Genomic DNA, 16,336 nt, shown 5'->3' on the forward strand with positions numbered 1-16,336 from the left:
TCTTTTGGCTCCCTCTCCCCTCCGGGGAGAGGGCTGGGGTGAGGGGCCGCTCTGGCCGTAGCGTACCGACGGAGCCTGCAAGAGCTTTATTGGCTCGTCGCAAAGACAAGCTTCCCCGAGCCCCGCCCCTCATCCCAACCCTCTCCCATCCTTGATAAGGGATGGGGAGAGGGGGCAAGGCGTTCATTGCGGCGGCATCTGCCGCTGGTCCTCCACCCGGTTGCGATACAGCGCCGCGCGCACCAGCAGCATCAGCGTGATCGGCGTGGTCAGGGTGAGGAACACGCCGATCAGGATGACGTGCAGGGCCGGCCGCCCCTGCGCCACCGAAAACCACGCGATGGACGCGGCCACCATGAAGAACGTGCCCAGCGTGGTGCCGAGCGTGGGCGCGTGCACGCGCTTGTAGAAGTCGCGCAGGCGCAGCAGCCCCAGCGAGCCGACGAAGGTGAAGCCGGCGCCCAGCAGCACCATCACACCGACCAGCACGGCGACCCACGGCGGCAATGCATCGAGAGGATTCATTCGATCACCTCCCCGCGCAGCAGGAACTTGGCGAACGCCACCGTGCCGGCAAAACCCAGCAGCGCGATGATCAGCCCGGCCTCGACGTACAGCACGCTGCCGGTGCGGATGCCGATCGAGAGCAGCAGCAGCATAGCGTTGACGTACAGCGCATCCAGCGCCAGCACGCGGTCCTGCGCGCGCGGGCCGCGCACCATGCGGATGATCGCGCAGGCCATCGCCAGCAGCAGCAGAAGCTGCGCGACGACGATCGCGATCGCAAGGAAGCCCTGGCTCATTGGAAGATCTCCAGCAGCGGCCGCTCGTAGCGGTGCTTGATGTCGCCGATCCACGCCGCCTCGTCGACCAGGTCCAGCACGTGGATCAGCAACACGCGGCGTGCGGAGTCGTGGTCCACCCAGATGGTGCCCGGCGTGGAAGTGATGATGCACGCCAGCACGGCCAGCCCGTAGGGGTCGGTCAGCTCCAGCGGGATCGACACGAAGCCGGAGCGCACCTGGCCGCGCGGCCTCAGCACGATCCGCGCCACCGCCAGGTTGGAGCGCACGATGTCGACCACCACCCGCAGCAGCAGCCGCACCAGCAGCGGCAGGTTGCGCACGCGCGCCGCGGGCGGGCGCAGCTTGCCGAAGGCCCAGCCCAGGCCCAACGCCAGCAGCACGCCGGCCAGCAGCGTGCCCGGCGCCAGGCTGCGCTGCAGCAGCAGCCAGGCCAGCAGCAGGAAGGCCGACATCAGCGGATGCGGCAGCCAGCGCCGGATGCGCGAAGGCCCTGCGGCGGCAGGATTCATGGCAGCACCGCCTGGATGTAGCGGGATGGTGCGTGCAGTTGCGCCGCTGTCTCCGCGACGTAGCGCAGCGGCGCCTCGGCCAGCACGGTCAGTCCCAGGCACAGTGCCAGCAGGATCACCACCGACGCCGCCTCGCCGCGGCGGATGGCCGGGAACACCCAGTCCTCGTCAGCCCAGAAGATCTGGATGCCGGTGCGGCACATCGCGACCACCGTGCAGAAGCCCGCCACCACCACCAGCGTGAACAGCGTCGCCGCCCCCGCGCCGACGCGCGGACCGGCCTCGAGCATCGGCGCCAGCAGTGCGAACTTGGCGAGGAAGCCGGACAGCGGTGGCAGGCCCGCGAGCACCAGCGCGCAGGCGAGGAAGCACAGGCCCAGCAGCGCCACCGGCGCCGGCACCGTGGCATGGCTCTCGTCCTCGTCGGCGTAAAGCGCCATGCCGGCCGGGTCGTAGGGTTCCAGCAGCGAGGCGCCGTCGGTGTCCTCACGCGGCGCGATCAAACCGGCCAGCAGGAAGAACGCGGCGATCGCCAGCGTTGAGATCACCAGGTAGGCCAGCGCACCGGCCGTCACCGCCGGCTGCTGCAAACCGATCGCGCCGAGCAGGCTGCCGGAGGAAACCAGCACGTTGTAGCCGGCCAGCTTGCCCAGCTCGCGCGCGCCCAGCATGCCCACGACGCCCACCGCCACCGTCGCCACGCCCCCCCACAGCAGCCACTCGGCACCGAAGTGCGCCGAGGCCGCACCGGCATCGCCACCGAACAGCAGCAGGCTGAGCCGCAGCAGCACGTACACGCCGACCTTGGTCATCACCGCGAACATCGCCGCCACTGGCGCCGGCGCGGCGGCGTAGGTACGCGGCAGCCAGAAGCCCAGCGGCCACATCGCCGCCTTGACCAGGAAGGCAATGCCCAGGATCGCCGCGCCGGCGTGCAACAGCGCGCGCGTGTTCTGTGGCACCTGCGGCACCAGCTTCGCCAGCGCGGCCATGTTGAGCGTGCCGGTGACGCCGAAGATCAGGCTCACGCCGACCAGGAACAACATCGAGGCGAGCAGGTTCACCACGATGTAGTGCATGCCCGCGCTGACCCGCCGCGCGCCCGGCCGGTGCAGCGCCAGGCCGTAGGAAGCAGCCAGCAGCACCTCGAAGAACACGAACAGGTTGAACAGGTCGCCGGTGAGGAAGGCGCCGTTCAAGCCCATCAACAGGAATTGCGCCAGCGGCTGCACCGGCCCGCCCGGTTGCCGCCAGCGCGCCAGCGCGCACGGCAGCAGCGCCAGCGCGAGCACTGCGGTCAGCAGCAGCATCAGCGCCGACAACCGGTCGGCGACCAGCACGATGCCGAAGCGTGCCGGCCAGTCGCCGATGCGGTAGACCGCGGCCACTGCGTCGCCCGTGCCCACCTGCAGCATCAGCGCCGCGGCCAGCAGCACCAGCGCCACGCAGGAGGCCGCGCCCAGCAACGCCACCGCGCCGCGTCGGCGTTCGCCCAGCAGCAGTTGCAGCGCGCCGACCACGAGCGGCAGCACGATCGGCCAGACCAGCAGGTGCGCGCTCATGGCGTGCCGTCCTTGCCGTCGACGTGGTCGTTGCCGGTCAACCCGCGCGAGGCCAGCAGCACCACCAGAAAAAGCGCCGTGGTAGCGAAGCCGATCACGATCGCCGTCAGCACCAGCGCCTGCGGCAGGGGGTCGGTGTACTGCGCGAGGTCCGCGCCGTCGCGCAGCACCGGATCGGCGCCCGTGCGCAGGCCGCCGATGCAGAAGATGAACAGGTTCACCGCATAGGAGAACAGCGTCAGCCCAATGATCACCTGGAAGGTGCGCGGGCGCAGCAACAGCCACACACCGCAGCCCGCCAACACGCCGATCGCCAGCGCCAGCACCAGCTCCATCAGCCGCCCTCCCCGTCGTCGGCCAGCACGCGCGGACGGCGCAGCGACTGGTGCGCCAGCGCCACCAGCGTCAGCGAAGTGGCGCCCACCACCACGCAGAACACGCCCAGGTCGAACAGCATCGCCGTGGCCAGCGGCAGCTCGCCCAGCAACGGCACGACCGGGTGGCCGGTATGCGAGGTGAGGAAGGGATAACCCAGCAGCATCGAGCCCAGGCCGGTCGCCACCGCCAGCAGCAGCCCGGCGCCGATCCAGCGCATCGGCGCCACGCGCAGGCGCGTTTCCACCCAGCGCGCGCCGCGCGCCATGTACAGCAGGATCAGCGCCACCGACACGGTGATGCCGGCGGCGAAGCCGCCACCCGGGAGATCGTGCCCACGCAGGAACAGATGCACGCCGAACAGCACGATCACCGGCGCCATCAACTGGATGATCAGGCCCGGGATGCGCAGGTAGTCGGCCAGCTCCGGCCGCACCTCGTCGCCGTTCGCTTCGTTCCAGGCCGCCTGCAGCCGTTGCTGCGCGGTCGCGCCGGTGCTCTCGGCCGCGGGACGGAACCGACGCAGCAGCGCGAACACGGTCAGCGCCACGATCGCCAGCACGCTGATCTCGCCCAGCGTATCGAAGCCGCGGAAGTCGACCAGGACCACGTTCACCACGTTGTGCCCGCCGCCCTCGCGCCAGGCGCGCTCGAGGAAGAAGTGCGAGATCGAATCGGCCACCGGATGCAGCATCGCCGCGTAGGCCAGCCCCGCCAGGCCCAGTCCCGCGCCGGCGGCCACCAGCACGTCGCGATGGCGGCGCCACCGCGCGCGCGGTGCGTCCTGCGACAGTCCGGCGATGCGCTTGGGCAGCCAGCGCAGGCCGAGCAGGATCACGATGGTGGTGACCACCTCCACCAGCAGTTGGGTCGCCGCCAGGTCCGGCGCCGACAGCCACACGAAGCTCACGCACGACACCAGCCCCGCGCCGCCGGTGAGCAGCAGCGCGACCAGCCGGTGGAACTTGGCCTGCCACGCCGCGCCGACCGCGCAGGCGGCGCCGAGCAGCCACAGCAGCGCGAAGGCCGGGTCCACGCCCGAGGCGCGCAGGCCGAAGCGCATCGGCGTGCCCCACATCGCCAGTCCCGCCGCCACCATCGCGGCCAGCACGATCAGCAGCAGCTGCGGCTGCAGCCGGCGACCGGGAAAGGCGCGTTCCAGCACGCCCGGCAAGGTCGAGGTGAGCAGCGCCAGCAGGCGCTCGAACATCAGCCGGCCGCTCAACCGCCCCAGCAGCGGCAGCGTCTCGCGCCCGGCGAACCAGCCACGCAGCAGCGCATAGACGACGCAGCCGGACGCGAACGCCACCGCGCTCATCAGCAGCGGCGGCGTCAGCCCGTGCCACACCATCAGGTTGAACGCCGGCGTGGCCGCACCCAGCACCGCGAGCGCCGCCGCGTGCAGCGACGGTCCGATCACCAGCGCCGGCAGCACGCCCACCCACAGGCAGGCCAGCGCCAGCAGGCCGATCGGCAGGCGCATCCAGCGCGGCGGCTCGTGCGGCTGGCGCGGCAGCACCGAGCGCGGCCGGCCGAAGAACACGCCGATCACGAAGCGCAGCGAGTAGACGACCGAGAACGCGCTGGCCAGCACCGCGATCGAGGCGGCCAGGGCATCGACCATCACGCCGCGATGGGTAGTGAGCGCCACCGCGAAGAACATCTCCTTGGACAGGAAGCCGTTGAGCAGCGGCACGCCGGCCATCGCCGCGGCCGAGACCACCGCCAGCGTGGCGGTGATCGGCATGACGTGGCGCAGGCCGCCGAGCTTGCGCAAATCGCGTGTACCCGTTTCGTGGTCGACCGCGCCGGCGGCCATGAACAGCGAGGCCTTGAAGGTGGCGTGGTTGAGGATATGAAAGATCGCCGCCACCGCGCCCAGCGCGCTGCCCAGGCCCAGCAGCATGGTGATCAGGCCCAGGTGGCTGATCGTCGAATAGGCCAGCACGGCTTTCAGGTCCTGCTGGAACACCGCCGCGGCCGCCCCCAGCAGCAGGCTGAGCAGGCCGGCGCCGCCGACGATCCAGAACCAGGCCTCGGTGCCCGCGAGTACCGGCCAGAAGCGCAGCAGCAGGAACACGCCGGCCTTGACCATCGTCGCCGAGTGCAGGAACGAGGACACCGGCGTCGGCGCCGACATCGCCTGCGGCAGCCAGAAGTGGAACGGGAACTGCGCGCTCTTGGTCAGCGCGCCCAGCAGCACCAGCACCAGCATCGGCGTGTACAACGCCGAGGCACGCACGCGCTCGCCGGCGGCCAGGATCACGTCCAGGTCGTAGCTGCCGGCGATGTGGCCCAGCAGCATCATGCCGGCGAACAAGCACAGGCCGCCGCCGCCAGTGACGATCAGCGCCATGCGCGCGCCCTCGCGCGCCGACGCGCCCTGGTTCCAGTAGCCGATCAGCAGAAACGAGAACAGGCTGGTAAGTTCCCAGAAGAACACCAGTTGGATCACGTTGCCGGACATCACCACGCCCAGCATCGAGCCCATGAACGCCAGCAGCAGCGCATAGAAGCGCGAAAGTGGATCCTCCGGCGGCATGTAGTAGCGCGCGTACACGCCCACCAGCAGGCCGATGCCGCAGACCAGCACCAGGAACAGCCAGGAAAAACCGTCCACCCGCAGCACCAGCTCGAGTCCCAGCGACGGCACCCAGGGCACCACGCTGCGCAACGCCGCGCCGTCGGCCAGCGCCGGCTGCAGCGCCGCCGACAGCAACAGCCCGATCGCCGCGGTGGCCAGCATCAACCCGGTCGCCGCCCGTCGCCCGCGCAGCCACGGCGCCACCATGCTGGCCGCGAACGGCAGGCAAAGGATGGCGAGCGAGGCTGTGTCGTAGGGCATCAGGCCACCGTTCGTGGGAGGGCGGACGTCCACCGGCGACGCGGTGCGCGAACTCCGCGCGGCGATCCGTGGGGAACGGTGCGTGCGGGTCCCGGCAAAGGGCAACGCGGCGGTACCGGCGGTGGCGACCGTCGTGTCCCGAGTCTACAGGCCGCGCCGCACCAGCGGCAAAGCTCTATAGTCGGGGAGCCCGCCGTTCCCCGGAGAGCGCGCATGACCGACCACGCCCCGTCCCTCGCGCCGCCGCGCAGGATCCTGCTGGCCACCGACCTGCGCAGCCATTCCGACCGCGCGCTGGACCGCGCCGTGCAACTGGCGCGGCAATGGCAGGCCGAACTGCACGTGGTGCACGTGCTGGCGCCCGGCAACGAGGAGAGCTGGCCCACCGCACCTTCCTGGCGGCAGGCGCCGACCACCGCGGCGATGGCCGAACGACAGATCCGCCGCGACCTGGCCGGCGACGTGCCCGGCCTGGTGCTGCACGTCACCGATGGCGATCCGGCGGAGGCGATCCTGGAATCGGCGGCACGCGGGCAGTGCGAACTGATCGTGCTCGGCACCGGCGAAACGGCCACGCACGCGCTCGGCCACGTCACCGAGACACTGCTGCGCAAGTCGCCCGCTTCGCTGCTGGTGGTGCGCGAGCGACCGCACGGCGGCTACGGGCACGTGCTGGTCGGCACCGACTTCACCGCCGAGTCGCGCCACGGCCTGACCGCGGCCGCCGGCTGGTTCCCCGCCGCGCGGCTGGCGCTGATGCACGTGCTGGACATCCCGTACAAGTCGCTGTGGCTGGACGCCGGCCGCAACGAGGAGCTGGCGCGGATGGAGATGGCGACGATGCAGTCGTTCCTCGCCGACACGCCGCTGCCGCCCGAGGTCCGCGCGCAGGTGCTGCCGCTGGTCGAGCATGGGCATCCGGAAGTGATGCTGCGCGAGTACGTGGTCGAGAAGGAGGCCGACCTGGTGGTGATCAGCGCCTTCCGTCGCGGGCTGGCGTTCCACCTGTTGGTCGGCGGGACCTCGCGGCGGATCGTGCCGGCCGTTCCCACCGATGTGTTGCTGGTGCGCGCGCCGTCGGACTGAGCGTGGGGTGCACGGCAAGGTGGCCCCCATCCGCCCTCCGGGTACCTTCCCCCGTGGAACGGGGGAAGGATCAAGCGCGGGCGCCCCCTTATCGAGCCTTCCCCTGCGCAGCGGGGGAAGGTGCCGACAGGCGGATGGGGGCGCTCTTGGTGGTGACCTGCCTCAGAGCGCGTCCGGCTGCGCCTCGGGTGCCGCGCGCTGGAACGCTTCCAGCTCTCCGCACGCCGCATGGATGCGCGCGATGGTCGGCCAGCGCTCCATCGACAGCTTCCAGCGCTGCGCGTTGTAGACCTGCGGCACCAGGCACGCGTCGGCCAGGCCGGGCGTGTCGCCATGGCAGTAGCGGCCGGTCGCCGAGTTCCCGGCGAGCATCGCCTCGATCGCGTCGAAGCCGGTCTCGATCCAGTGCTGCGACCAGGCCAGCTTCTGCGCCTCGTCGACACCCAGCGGGCCCTCCAGGTACTGCAGCACGCGCAGGTTGCCCAGCGGATGGATGTCGCAGGCCACCGCCTGGGCCAGTGCACGCACGCGGGCGCGGCTGCGCGCATCGGCGGGCAGCAGCGGCGGTTCCGGATGGATCTCTTCCAGGTACTCCATGATCGCCATCGACTGGGTGAGCACCCGTTCGCCGTCGCGCAGGCACGGGAGCAGTTGCTGCGGATTGAGCGCACGGTAGTCCGCCCCATGCTGCTGGCCGCCGTCGCGCAACAGGTGCACCGGCCGCGTCTCGTAGGCCAGGCCCTTGAGGTTGAGCGCGATGCGCACGCGGTAGGCCGCGCTGGAGCGCCAGTAGCCGTACAGCGCCAACAGTTCCGATGCCATGACGAGATTCTCCCCTGCCTGGTGGAGCGCGCAGCATAAACCGCACGGGGCGCCGCCACGCACCTGCCGCCATCGCCCGGACGGCGGGTGGCAGGACCGCGGCCTGCAAGGCCTAGTACGCCGGTTGCGGCGTTGCATCATCGGGACCCGCGCCGGACAATAGGCGGTTCGCGCCACCCAGCGGCGCGCCCGATCGACCATCGACCGTTTACCTGCCCGAGGAGTGGCGCCGTGTCCATCACCCGCATGAGCGATCTCGAGCTGCGCGGCAAGCGCGTGCTGATCCGCGAAGACCTGAACGTGCCGATCGACGGCGGCCGCATCACCTCGACCCAGCGCCTGGACGCGGCCCTGCCGACGATCCGCGCGGCGCGCGACGCCGGCGCGAAGGTGATGGTGCTCTCGCACCTTGGCCGGCCGAAGGAAGGCCAGTTCGACGCCGAGTCCTCGCTCGCCCCGGTGGCGAAGTGGCTGGGCGACAAGCTCGGCACGCCGGTACGCCTGGTCGCCGACTACCTCGGCGGCGTGGACGTGGCCGACGGCGAGGTGGTGGTGCTGGAGAACTGCCGCATGAACGTCGGCGAGGGCAAGGACGACGAAACGCTCTCGAAGAAGTACGCCGCGCTGTGCGACGTGTTCGTCATGGATGCCTTCGGCACCGCCCACCGCGCGCAGGCCTCCACCCATGGCGTGATCCGCTTCGCGCCGCAGGTGGCCGCCGGCCCCCTGCTGTCCGCCGAACTGGACGCGCTGGGCAAGGCGCTGGAACAGCCGGCGCATCCGCTGCTGGCGATCGTGGCCGGCTCCAAGGTCTCGACCAAGCTCACCCTGCTGGACAACCTGATCGGCAAGGTCGATCAGCTCATCGTCGGCGGCGGCATCGCCAATACCTTCATCGCCGCCGCCGGCTACGGCGTCGGCAACTCGCTCTACGAGCCGGACCTGATCGACGCGGCGAAGAAGGTGATCGCCGACGCCAGGCGCCGCGGCGCCGAGGTGCCGCTGCCGGTCGACGTGGTGGTCGCGCCGGAGTTCTCCGCCAACGCGCCGGCCACGGTCAAGCCGGTGGATGCGGTCAAGGATGGCGAGATGATCCTGGACATCGGCCCGGAAACCGCACGCCGCTACGCGGAGCTGATCGCCAGCGCCGGCACGGTGGTGTGGAACGGCCCGGTCGGCGTGTTCGAATTCGACGCCTTCGGCAAGGGCACGCAGACACTGGCGCAGGCGATCGCCGATTCGAAGGCGTTCTCGATCGCCGGCGGCGGCGACACGCTGGCCGCGGTGGACAAATACGGCATCGCCGACAAGGTTTCCTACATCTCCACCGGCGGCGGCGCATTCCTGGAATTCCTCGAAGGCAAGGAACTGCCGGCCGTGGCCGCGCTGAAAGCGCGCGCGAACGGCTGATGCTCTGCCTGTTCGACCTCGACGGCACGCTGATCGATTCCGAGCACGGAATCACTGCGTGCGTGAAGCATGCGCTGGAACGCCTGCGCGTGGCGATTCCCACACCCGAGGAACTGCGCCGCTGGATCGGCCCGCCGCTGCGCCACAGCTTCGCGCCGCTGCTCGGCCATGACGCGGCGCAGGTCGAGGCGGCGGTCGAGCACTACCATCAACGTTTCGACACGCATGGCTGGCGCGAGCACACCGTCTATCCGGGCATCGAGCCGCTGATCGGCCGACTGCTCGACGCCGGGCATCAGCTGGCCATCGTCACCGGCAAGCCGCATCGGCATGCCGAGCCGATCCTGGCGCAGCTGCCGTTCGGTCACGCGTTCCTGCGGCTGTACGGCCCCCACCCGTCCAGCGCGAACAGCGAAAAGGCCGACATGATCGCCGCCGCGATGGCCGACTTCGGCGCCACCTCGGAAGAGACCGTGATGATCGGCGACCGCCATTTCGACATCGAAGGCGCGGTCGCCAACCGCGTGCGCGGCATCGGCGTGCTGTGGGGTTTCGGCAGTCGCGCGGAGCTGGAACAGGCGGGCGCCGCTGCGATCGCCAGGACGCCGGAAGAACTGGGCGTGCTGCTCGGCGCGTAACGTGCTCCTCCCTGAAAGCTCAGGGAGAACCGATGCCGGTCGTGCCGAGAATTGCGCCCTCTCCTGCCGGGAGAAGGGCTGGGGTGAGGGGCCGCGCTTGCGGCAAGACCTCCCTCACCCGCCTGTGGCCTTCCCCACTCGGCGGAGAAGACCCGATAGAGCGAAGTCGATCAGCCGACCACGCGCTTGACCGCATCCACCACGTTCGTGACGGTGAAGCCGAAGTGCTCGAACAGCTGCGGCGCGGGCGCCGAGGCGCCGAAGCTGGTCATGCCGACGGCTTCGCCGTCCAGGCCCACGTACTTGCGCCAGTAGTCGGCCGTCGCCGCTTCCACCGCCACGCGGGCGCGGCACCACGACGGCAGGATGCCCTCGCGGTATTCCAGCGGCTGTTCGTCGAACACCTCGGTGCACGGCATCGACACCACGCGCACCGGTACGCCCTGCTGCCCCAGCGTACGCGCCGCCTCCATCGCCAGCTCCACTTCGGAGCCGGTGGCAATGATGATCGCCTTGAACATGGTGTCGGCCGGATCGGAAAGGACGTAGGCGCCGCGCGCGATGTCGGCCACCTGCTGCTCGGTGCGCTGCTGGTGCTTGAGGTTCTGGCGTGAGAACACCAGGCAGGCCGGGTTGCCCTTGCGCTCGATGGCGGCCTTCCACGACACCGCCGATTCGACCGCGTCGCACGGGCGCCACACCTGGTTGTTCGGGATGTAACGCAGGCTCGCCAGGTGCTCGACCGGCTGGTGGGTCGGGCCATCCTCGCCCAGGCCGATCGAGTCGTGGGTGTAGACGTGGATGGCGTGCGCCGGGATCAGCGCGCTCATGCGCACGGCGTTGCGCGCGTAATCGGAGAACACCAGGAAGGTCGCGTCGTAGGGAATGAAGCCCCCGTGCAGCGCCAGGCCGTTGGCGATCGCGGTCATGCCGAACTCGCGCACGCCGTAGTAGACGTAGTTGCCCTGGCCGTCGCTGCTGTTGCCGTTGCCTGCGTCCTTGCTGCCCTTCCACTTGGTGAGATTGGAACCGGCGAGATCCGCCGAGCCGCCGATCAGTTCCGGCAACAGCGGGCCGAACGCGTCCAGCGCCATCTGCGACGCCTTGCGCGAAGCTACCTCCGGACCTTCGGACTGCATCTTCGCGATGTACGCCTGCGCCTTGTCGGCCCAGTCGGCCGGAAGATCGCCAGCGAGGCGGCGCCTGAACTCGGTAGCCAATTCCGGGTGCGCCTTGGCATAGGCATCGAGCGTGGCGTTCCATGCCTTCTCGCGCTCGGCGCCCTTGGCCTTGGCGTCCCAGCCCGCGTAGATCTCGGCGGGGATCTCGAACGGCGGATGGGTCCAGCCAAGCTGCTCGCGCGCGGCGGCCACCTCGTCCTTGCCCAGCGGCGCGCCGTGGCTTTCTTCCTTGCCCTGCTTGTGCGGCGCGCCGAAGCCGATGATGGTCCTGGCGCAGATCAGCGTGGGCTTTTCATGCTGCGCGGTGGCCTGCGTGATGGCGCGCTTGATCGCTTCGGCATCGTGGCCGTCGACGCCACGGATGACGTTCCAGCCGTAGGCCTCGAAGCGCTTGGCGGTGTCGTCGGTGAACCAGCCGTGCACCTCGCCGTCGATGGAGATGCCGTTGTCGTCGTAGATCGCCACCAGCTTGCCCAAGCCCCAGGTGCCGGCGAGCGAGCTGGCCTCGTGCGAGATGCCCTCCATCAGGCAGCCGTCGCCCAGGAACACGTAGGTGTGATGGTCGACCACGGTGTGGCCCGGGCGGTTGAAGTGCGCCGCCAGCACCTTCTCGGCGAGCGCGAAACCCACCGCATTGGCCAGGCCCTGGCCCAGCGGACCGGTGGTGGTTTCAACGCCAGGCGTGTGGCCGTATTCGGGATGGCCGGCGGTCTTCGAATGCAGTTGGCGGAAGCGCTTCAACTCCGCCATCGGCAGGTCGTAGCCGGCCAGGTGCAGGAGCGCGTACTGCAGCATCGAGCCGTGACCGTTGGAGAGCACGAAGCGGTCGCGGTTGGGCCATTTCGGATCGGCCGGGTTGTGCCTGAGGAAGTCGTTCCACAGCACTTCGGCGATGTCGGCCATGCCCATGGGCATGCCCGGATGGCCGGACTTGGCCGCCTCGACGGCGTCCATGGCGAGGGCGCGCACGGCGTTGGCGAGTTCGCGGCGGGTGGTCATCGGTCGGGTCTCCGGGCAAGCGGCAAAGCGCCAATTGTCGCCGATCGGGCGGTTACTGTCGCGTCGTTCCGGTCCGCGCCCAGGGGCGGGGCCATTAATTCAGCCTTAATCGGACCGGCGCGGATATCGCGGAACTTCAGGCGCGGCTGGGTTCAATGCCGGCCGCGCATGCCCCGTGCGCCCTGTCCGGCCGCCTCCCCACGCGCCGGATGGCCTGGCCTCAAAATCAGGAGAGCGTCCCCATGACAAGAAAACTGCTTACCCTCGCGTTTGCCTCGTCCACCCTGCTGGCTGCTCCGGCCTTCGCACAGGAGGACACCACGGCAACCGGAAACTCGGCGAACGCCAGCGGCAACTACCTGCCCACCCAACCGGTCGGCAGCGGCAACTGGTTCGTCGACGCGAACGTGGGCCGCACCAATGGCAACAGCGACGGCGGCTTTGGCGGCGACGCCAGCGCGTTCAACTTCTTCAGTGGCCATCGCGGCCGCCGCACCGGCTACGGCCTGCTCGGCGGCTACCGCTGGAAGGTCGGCCAGGACCTGGGCCTCGGCGTCGAGGCCGGCTACACGGACCTGGGCAATTTCCGCGTGCGCAACGTGTTCAATTCCGACCCGGTCAACCAGCGCTCGACCACCAACGCGTTGCGTGGCTGGCTGCTCGGCGCCAACGGCCGCATCAACCTGACGCCGCAGTGGTACGTGGGTGCGCACGCCGGCTGGTTCTGGGCCAACGACAACAACGACCGCTACTACGACACCATCGGCCAGGACCTCGGCTTCTCCGACGGCGACCGCCCCGGACGCGGCAGTTGGTATGCCGGCGTCGGCACCGGCTGGGACGTGAACGAGCACTTCGGCGTCGGTGTGCGCTACGACTATTTCCACGCCAACGCGGGCCACTACACCAACCCGGATACGGGCGAGCGGATCACCGGCCTGAAACGCTCCACCGGCATCGTTTCGCTGGTCGGCGAGTACCGCTTCTAGTTACGTCCAGCGGCAGATGGACGTCCGGACGTCCATCTGCCGTCGATCACGGAGCTTAACGGCAAATTACCGGGACGCTCATGCGGATTGAATCTTTCGCATGCCGCCCGCATCCAAGGACCACGCGTCGCCTTTCCCCTTTCAGGGCACGCGATCAGCGATCGATCCCCGCGATCGCCACGACAACAGGAGAATCTCCCATGAAAAAGACGCTGCTTGCCCTTGCTTTTGCTTCCGCCGGCCTGCTGGCCGTCCCCGCGGCCTTCGCGCAGAGTGCGCCGACCCACAACGACGGTTGGTTCGTCAACGGCAACGTGGGCCGCACTTCGATCGACAAGGGCCCGTACGATGACCACGACACCGGTTATGCGATCGGTGGCGGTTACCGCTGGGCGGTGAACCCGTCCGTGGCGCTGGGCGTCGAAGCCGGCTACAACGACCTGGGCAACATCCACGTCAAGAACGTCTTCAACAGCAACGACGTGGTCGAGCAGGGCCGCTCGCAGCTGCACGGCTGGACCGCCGGCGTGAACGGCCACTTCAACCTGGCGCCGAACTGGTACGTCAGCGCGCGCACGGGCCTGTACAGCTGGAAGGGCCACGGCCTTTCCAACGACGTCAACCCGGTGCGCAAGAGCCTGGACGACACTAGCTGGTACGCCGGCGCGGGCGTGGGCTACGACTTCAGCAACAACGCCAGCCTGGGCCTGAACTTCGACCATTACGACGCGTCGAAGAACCACGTCAATCTCGATACCGACATGGTCTCGGTCAGCGCCGAATACCGGTTCTGATGCTTGCGGCGCATGGATGCGCCTTCATGAACAAGAAGGGCGCCCTCGGGCGCCCTTCTTTTTGGCTACATCTCCGCACGAACCGCGCATGCCTCTCTTGCCTCAGCTCCCGAGCGCCCGCGGTATAGCGGCGGCAGCTCCTCTAAGAGCAAGAGACCCGCCCGGCAAGGCGAGGTGGCACCTAGCTCTTATCTCACCCCGGGCTGCGCCAGGCCGTTTCTTTTGGTTACTTTTCTTTACTCCGGGCATCTTTCCCTCCGCCCTTCGGGCCAGCTTCGCTGTTCGCCCGCGCTCCCGGCGCGGGCGTGGGCCAGCAAAGAAAAGTGACCCGAGCGCCGACAGGCGATCGGAAGCCCGCCGCAGGCGAGCCAAGTCGCGGAGGCATCCCGCAAGAGCGACAAACAAGCAACACGCCCCTCGCAGACCTTCCCGCGAGCCCCGGCCCCTCACCCCAACCCTCTCCCCGGAGGGGAGAGGGAGAAAAAAAGGCGCCTTGCGGCGCCCTTTTCTACAAGCCTGCGAGCGGAACTCAGCCGTTCCACTGACCCAGCGCGGCCAGGCCGTTTTCCTTGGCGCGCGCGGCGACGGTCTTCTGCGCCTCGGCATAGTTGGCCTTCATGTCCTTCGACCACAGCTTGAGCGCCGCCTGCTGCATGGCGCGACCGTAGGAGAACGACAGCGGCCACGGATGCGGGCCGATGCGGTTCATGGCGTTCAGGTGCGCGGTCGACTGCTCGTCGGTCTGGCCGCCGGAAAGGAACACGATGCCCGGCAGCGAGGCCGGCACGGTGCTCTTGAGCACGCGCACGGTGGCCTCGGCGACTTCCTCGACCTCGGCCTGCTCGTCGCAGTCCTTGCCCGGAATGACCATGCTGACCTTCAGGATGGTGCCCTCGAGCATCACGTTCTGCTCGTACAGCGCGTTGAACAGGCTGCGCAGCACGGCCTCGTGCACTTCGTAGCTGACCTCGATCGAATGGTCGCCGTCCATGATCACTTCCGGCTCGACCATCGGCACCAGGCCGGCTTCCTGGCACAGCGCGGCGTAGCGGGCGAGCGCGTGCACGTTGGCTTCGATGGCGGTGGAGCTCGGGTTGTCGTCGGAGATGTTGATCACCGCGCGCCACTTGGCGAACTGCGCGCCGAGCTTGACGTATTCGGTGAGGCGGTCGCGCAGGCCATCCAGGCCCTCGGTGACCACGTCGCCCGGGAAGCCGGCCAGCGCGACCGGACCCTTGTCGACCTTGATGCCCGGGATGATGCCGTTCTTCTTCATCACCTCGGTGAACGGCACGCCGTCCTTGGTCTTCTGGCGGATCGTCTCGTCGTACAGGATCGCGCCGGAGATGTGCTCGTTGAGGCCCGGCGCGGTCAGCAGCAGTTCGCGGTAGGCGCGGCGGTTTTCCTCGCTGTTCTCGATGCCGACGGCCTCGAAGCGCTTCTTGATCGTGTTGGTCGATTCGTCGATCGCGATGATGCCCTTGCCGGGCGCGACCATCGCCTGGGCGATGCTTTCAAGATCTTCGATGCTCATGAACGACTCCGTGCAGACGAGGCGGGGTCACCGCAATGGATTTGGCCGCCCCGGAACGGGACGGCAGGTCAAAGAACCGCCGATTATAACGACTTGGCGTCAAGGCCGCCGTGACGGCCAGGCAAAGCTCAGCTCGGGTAGCCGGCCAGCCGGCAGGGCGCCATCACCTTCTGCTGGCCGGTCGGATCGGACGGCGCGTTGAACGGCACGACGTAGTAGGTGTCCACCGGGTCGTGGTTCTTGTTGGACAGCGAGGGGCCATAGCGGAAGTTGGACACCGCGCTCAGCGCGATCTGGCCGAAGTCGCCCTGGGGCACCACCTTCTCCACCTTCAGGTTACGCGGCACGCCGTCGGACCCGATCATGTAGCTCACCGCCGCGCAGCCGGGCTGGGTCACGCCGCGGGCGCTGTTGGGCACGTCGATGTCGACCGAGTGGTTGAGCAGGATCCAGTAGTCGTAAAGGTGCTGCGGGTCGACCCGCTGCTGCGACTGCGCCATGGCGGGCAGGCCGACGGCGAGCAGCGCCGCGAGGGCGAGACGGCGGACGGTCGGGTTCATGGCAACCTCCTGGGGCGTGGGGGTCGCAGTGTAGCGCCGTCGTGGTTACGGCCGTGCCTTTGCTTCCCCACTCTACGGATAAGGTGGTTACCGCCGTGCCGCCGCGCCCTCCCTGCGGAAAGCTGGTTACGGCCGTGCCCCTGCTCCCTCTCCCCTGCGGGGAGAGGGTTGGGGTGAGGGGCCGGGACTCGCGGGGAGGTCTGCGGGGGCGTCTTGCTTGTTTGTC

General features: G+C 69.1%; 15 protein-coding genes. 5 read left to right on the plus strand and 10 right to left on the minus strand.

Features of this window, described 5'->3' with window-relative positions:
• Nucleotides 1–183: 183 nt before the first annotated feature.
• Genes mnhG through AAIL17_RS07160 form a run of 6 tightly spaced genes read right to left on the minus strand, consistent with a single transcriptional unit; the run spans nt 184 to nt 6,097 of the window.
• A complete protein-coding gene (gene mnhG, locus AAIL17_RS07135) occupies nt 184–525 on the minus strand; it encodes a monovalent cation/H(+) antiporter subunit G (RefSeq protein WP_424682137.1) in 342 nt (113 codons plus the stop codon).
• A complete protein-coding gene (locus tag AAIL17_RS07140; protein ID WP_424682138.1) occupies nt 522–803 on the minus strand; it encodes a K+/H+ antiporter subunit F in 282 nt (93 codons plus the stop codon). The genes mnhG and AAIL17_RS07140 overlap by 4 nt, the downstream gene beginning before the upstream one ends.
• Entirely contained in the window at nt 800–1,315 is a 516-nt protein-coding gene (locus AAIL17_RS07145) for a Na+/H+ antiporter subunit E (RefSeq protein WP_424682139.1), read from the minus strand. The genes AAIL17_RS07140 and AAIL17_RS07145 overlap by 4 nt, the downstream gene beginning before the upstream one ends.
• A complete protein-coding gene (locus AAIL17_RS07150; protein ID WP_424682140.1) occupies nt 1,312–2,877 on the minus strand; it encodes a monovalent cation/H+ antiporter subunit D in 1,566 nt (521 codons plus the stop codon). The genes AAIL17_RS07145 and AAIL17_RS07150 overlap by 4 nt, the downstream gene beginning before the upstream one ends.
• Complete coding sequence (locus AAIL17_RS07155) at nt 2,874–3,212, minus strand: Na+/H+ antiporter subunit C (protein ID WP_424682141.1); 339 nt, start codon at nt 3,210–3,212, stop codon at nt 2,874–2,876. The genes AAIL17_RS07150 and AAIL17_RS07155 overlap by 4 nt, the downstream gene beginning before the upstream one ends.
• Entirely contained in the window at nt 3,212–6,097 is a 2,886-nt protein-coding gene (locus AAIL17_RS07160; protein WP_424682142.1) for a monovalent cation/H+ antiporter subunit A, read from the minus strand. Before AAIL17_RS07160 ends, AAIL17_RS07155 begins: the two co-directional genes overlap by 1 nt.
• Nucleotides 6,098–6,310: 213 nt before the next feature.
• Here AAIL17_RS07160 and AAIL17_RS07165 point away from each other — a divergent pair, with 213 nt between their 5' ends.
• On the plus strand, nt 6,311–7,183 hold the full coding sequence (locus AAIL17_RS07165) for a universal stress protein (protein ID WP_424682143.1): 873 nt from the start codon (nt 6,311–6,313) through the stop codon (nt 7,181–7,183).
• A 162-nt stretch (nt 7,184–7,345) separates the two neighbouring features.
• Here the strand turns inward: AAIL17_RS07165 and maiA are convergent, their stop codons facing one another.
• Nucleotides 7,346–8,005, minus strand: a complete 660-nt coding sequence (gene maiA / locus AAIL17_RS07170) for a maleylacetoacetate isomerase (RefSeq protein ID WP_424682144.1) — start codon at nt 8,003–8,005, stop codon at nt 7,346–7,348.
• A gap of 231 nt (nt 8,006–8,236) precedes the next feature.
• Between maiA and AAIL17_RS07175 the strand changes: the two genes are divergently transcribed.
• Both AAIL17_RS07175 and AAIL17_RS07180 read left to right on the plus strand, forming a co-directional pair.
• On the plus strand, nt 8,237–9,415 hold the full coding sequence (locus tag AAIL17_RS07175; RefSeq protein ID WP_424682145.1) for a phosphoglycerate kinase: 1,179 nt from the start codon (nt 8,237–8,239) through the stop codon (nt 9,413–9,415).
• Entirely contained in the window at nt 9,415–10,053 is a 639-nt protein-coding gene (locus tag AAIL17_RS07180; protein WP_424682146.1) for an HAD hydrolase-like protein, read from the plus strand. Before AAIL17_RS07175 ends, AAIL17_RS07180 begins: the two co-directional genes overlap by 1 nt.
• A 170-nt stretch (nt 10,054–10,223) precedes the next feature.
• On the opposite strand, the gene tkt is transcribed toward AAIL17_RS07180, so the two are convergent.
• Nucleotides 10,224–12,233 carry a transketolase gene (gene tkt / locus AAIL17_RS07185; protein ID WP_424682147.1) on the minus strand — a complete coding sequence of 670 codons (2,010 nt, stop codon included), beginning with the start codon at nt 12,231–12,233 and terminating at the stop codon, nt 10,224–10,226.
• A gap of 242 nt (nt 12,234–12,475) precedes the next feature.
• On the opposite strand from tkt, the gene AAIL17_RS07190 reads away from it, so the two are divergent.
• Nucleotides 12,476–13,222 (plus strand): outer membrane protein, encoded by a 747-nt coding sequence (locus AAIL17_RS07190; protein ID WP_424682148.1) that lies wholly within the window; start codon nt 12,476–12,478, stop codon nt 13,220–13,222.
• A gap of 200 nt (nt 13,223–13,422) precedes the next feature.
• Nucleotides 13,423–14,016 carry a porin family protein gene (locus AAIL17_RS07195; RefSeq protein WP_424682149.1) on the plus strand — a complete coding sequence of 198 codons (594 nt, stop codon included), beginning with the start codon at nt 13,423–13,425 and terminating at the stop codon, nt 14,014–14,016.
• Nucleotides 14,017–14,545: 529 nt separating this feature from the next.
• On the opposite strand, the gene AAIL17_RS07200 is transcribed toward AAIL17_RS07195, so the two are convergent.
• Both AAIL17_RS07200 and AAIL17_RS07205 read right to left on the minus strand, forming a co-directional pair.
• Nucleotides 14,546–15,550 (minus strand): class I fructose-bisphosphate aldolase, encoded by a 1,005-nt coding sequence (locus AAIL17_RS07200; protein ID WP_424682150.1) that lies wholly within the window; start codon nt 15,548–15,550, stop codon nt 14,546–14,548.
• A gap of 128 nt (nt 15,551–15,678) precedes the next feature.
• A complete protein-coding gene (locus AAIL17_RS07205; protein ID WP_424682151.1) occupies nt 15,679–16,110 on the minus strand; it encodes an energy transducer TonB in 432 nt (143 codons plus the stop codon).
• Nucleotides 16,111–16,336 lie beyond the last annotated feature (226 nt).

It is taken from the genome of Frateuria sp. YIM B11624, from assembly GCF_049727805.1.
GTDB lineage: Bacteria > Pseudomonadota > Gammaproteobacteria > Xanthomonadales > Rhodanobacteraceae > Frateuria_A.

Bases quoted from the DNA above. Each gene is read 5' to 3' on its own strand.
- mnhG (WP_424682137.1), bottom strand. From the start codon at position 525: ATGAATCCTCTCGATGCATTGCCGCCGTGGGTCGCCGTGCTGGTCGGT.
- AAIL17_RS07140 (WP_424682138.1), bottom strand. From the start codon at position 803: ATGAGCCAGGGCTTCCTTGCGATCGCGATCGTCGTCGCGCAGCTTCTG.
- AAIL17_RS07145 (WP_424682139.1), bottom strand. From the start codon at position 1,315: ATGAATCCTGCCGCCGCAGGGCCTTCGCGCATCCGGCGCTGGCTGCCG.
- AAIL17_RS07150 (WP_424682140.1), bottom strand. From the start codon at position 2,877: ATGAGCGCGCACCTGCTGGTCTGGCCGATCGTGCTGCCGCTCGTGGTC.
- AAIL17_RS07155 (WP_424682141.1), bottom strand. From the start codon at position 3,212: ATGGAGCTGGTGCTGGCGCTGGCGATCGGCGTGTTGGCGGGCTGCGGT.
- AAIL17_RS07160 (WP_424682142.1), bottom strand. From the start codon at position 6,097: ATGCCCTACGACACAGCCTCGCTCGCCATCCTTTGCCTGCCGTTCGCG.
- AAIL17_RS07165 (WP_424682143.1), top strand. From the start codon at position 6,311: ATGACCGACCACGCCCCGTCCCTCGCGCCGCCGCGCAGGATCCTGCTG.
- maiA (WP_424682144.1), bottom strand. From the start codon at position 8,005: ATGGCATCGGAACTGTTGGCGCTGTACGGCTACTGGCGCTCCAGCGCG.
- AAIL17_RS07180 (WP_424682146.1), top strand. From the start codon at position 9,415: ATGCTCTGCCTGTTCGACCTCGACGGCACGCTGATCGATTCCGAGCAC.
- tkt (WP_424682147.1), bottom strand. From the start codon at position 12,233: ATGACCACCCGCCGCGAACTCGCCAACGCCGTGCGCGCCCTCGCCATG.
- AAIL17_RS07190 (WP_424682148.1), top strand. From the start codon at position 12,476: ATGACAAGAAAACTGCTTACCCTCGCGTTTGCCTCGTCCACCCTGCTG.
- AAIL17_RS07195 (WP_424682149.1), top strand. From the start codon at position 13,423: ATGAAAAAGACGCTGCTTGCCCTTGCTTTTGCTTCCGCCGGCCTGCTG.
- AAIL17_RS07200 (WP_424682150.1), bottom strand. From the start codon at position 15,550: ATGAGCATCGAAGATCTTGAAAGCATCGCCCAGGCGATGGTCGCGCCC.
- AAIL17_RS07205 (WP_424682151.1), bottom strand. From the start codon at position 16,110: ATGAACCCGACCGTCCGCCGTCTCGCCCTCGCGGCGCTGCTCGCCGTC.